General features: G+C 68.1%; 2 protein-coding genes. Both read right to left on the bottom strand.

Annotated features, from left to right (window positions below; translation table 11 throughout):
* Positions 1-1658 (bottom strand): hydantoinase/oxoprolinase family protein (locus tag EN969_RS27905; RefSeq protein ID WP_164758549.1); only part of this gene is annotated, 1658 nt, incomplete at its 3' end.
* Between the two features lie 121 nt (positions 1659-1779).
* Positions 1780-2170 (bottom strand): CDGSH iron-sulfur domain-containing protein (locus tag EN969_RS27910; protein ID WP_206525245.1); only part of this gene is annotated, 391 nt, incomplete at its 5' end.

The raw sequence follows: 2170 nt of genomic DNA on the forward strand, positions 1-2170 counted from the left end.
GCCGAGGCGCCGAGGCCGATGACCGGGCGGTCGAGCGCGACGCTCAGGCGGGCGATGCCGGGATGCGCGTCGACCGCGCGCTGCACCAGGGCGTGCGCCACTGTCGCGGCGCCATCGAGCCCATCCTCGGCAAAGGCGGTCTCGAGGATATATTCGGCCGACCAGCGCGTCAGCGTCACCAGCACCCGTTCCGAGATCGCTTCCGGCGAAGCGGCGATGTTCTGGCCACGGCCGTCACGCTTGCGGGCGAACAGTTCGGCGCCGAGGCGCGCGGCGATGGGATCCCAGTTCGCCTGCTTGCCCAGCACGTGGGCGGCGTCCGACGGGGTGAAGCCGGCGACATGCACCAGCCCGCGCGACACCAGCCGGTTCAGCGTCGCGTTCTGCGCGTTCGAGGTCAAAAGCCTGTCGACGGCGAGCGGCACGGCACCAATCAGCTCGTAGAGCCTGGCTTCGGCGCCGGTCAGGCCGGCGGCGAGCCGGTCCGGCACGCCGGTGCGCACCGCGAAGCGGCCGTCCATACGGCCGGGATTGGGTGCCCGCAGCTGACGCTCCAGCTCTGAAATCAGCGCTACGCCATGCGCCATGCCGGCCAGCGCCAGCGGCACCAGGCGGCGCGGCCCGAGCAGGATCCTGGGGTTGAGCGCGCCATCCTCCAGCGCCACTTCGGAATCGCCGCCGAGGCCGAAGGTGCGCATGGCGACGGCCTCGACCATGGTGCGGAAGCCGCCGACGGTGGCGCCTTCCGGATCTAGCCTGGGACGGCCGCCGTCGAGCACGGCGACGTCGGTGGTGGTGCCGCCGATGTCGGACACCACAGCATTGTCGAGCCCGGTCATGTGGCGGGCGCCGACCAGGCTGGCGGCCGGGCCGGACAGGATGGTCTCGATCGGTCGCTGGCGGGCAAAAGCGGCTGAAACCAGCGCGCCATCGCCGCGCACCACCATCAGCGGTGCTGCGATGTTGCGCGCCTCGAGGAAGCCTTCGGTTGCTGCCACCAGCCGGTCGATCATCGAGATCAGCCTGGCGTTGAGCAAAGTGGTCAGCGCCCGGCGCGGGCCGCCGAGCTTGGCCGACAGCTCGTGGCTCGATGTGACCGGCAGGCCGGACTTGTCGCGGATCAACTCGCGGGCGGCGATCTCATGCGCCGGATTGCGGGTGGCGAAGTAGGCGCAGACGGCAAAGCCGGACACCGAGGCGCCGAGTTCCGGCAGCGCCGCTTCCAGTCCGGACAGATCGAGCTTGGCGGCATTGCCATGCACGTCGTGACCGCCCGGACAAAAAACCACCGGATCGGTGCCGAGCGCGGCCTTCAGCCCGTCGCGGGCGAGGTCGCCCTCGGAAAAGCCGATCATCACCAGCGCGACGCGGCCGCCCTGGCCCTCGACGAGCGCGTTGGTGGCAAGCGTCGTCGACATCGACACCAGCTTGATATCAGCCGGATCGGTTCCGGCTTTCTGCAGCACCGCGTCGACGGCGCCGGAAATGCCGACGGCAAGATCATGCCTGGTGGTCAGCGCCTTGGCCTTGGCCAGCACCTTGCCCTTGTTCGGCCCTTCTTGCGGGCCTTCTGTTTCAGACCACAACACGGCATCGGTATAGGTGCCGCCGGTGTCGATTCCGAGGAACAACGGTTTTGGCTTGGTCTTGGCTGTCATTTTTGGCGGCGGTCCGGCTGGGGAGTCTGTCTGCCCCTGCCTTTAGCCGATGCGGGCGGGTCGATAAAGCTGCGAGCGCTGGGCCAAGGCGGAGATTGGCAGCGTTGGCCGAAGCGCCAACCTACCCGACAAACCCCACTTTCTTGTGCGTGCCATCGCAGAACGGCTTGTTGGCGGAATGGCCGCAGCGGCAGAGGAAGGCGCGTTGTGTACGGTCGACCGTATGGCCGGTTCCGGTGACGATCTCGAGATTGCCCTCAAGCTTGAGCGGGCCATTGGTGGTCGGCGTCACTTTCAGCGGACCATTTCTCGCTTCGAGCGCCGGCGTGTCCTTCAGCTGCGGCTCGCCGGTGGCGGCAAAACCGGATTTGTTGTGGCTGCCGTCGCAGAACGGCTTGTTTTCCGAAGCGCCGCAGCGGCAGAGCGTGGCACGATAAGAAGTCTCGCCGTCGAGAACGATCTCGGCGTGGACCGCCAGCGGGCCGTTTTCCCGCAGCCGCACCGTGTTGACC

The sequence above is a fragment of the Mesorhizobium sp. M7A.F.Ca.CA.003.01.2.1 genome, assembly GCF_003998945.1.
GTDB lineage: Bacteria > Pseudomonadota > Alphaproteobacteria > Rhizobiales > Rhizobiaceae > Mesorhizobium > Mesorhizobium ciceri.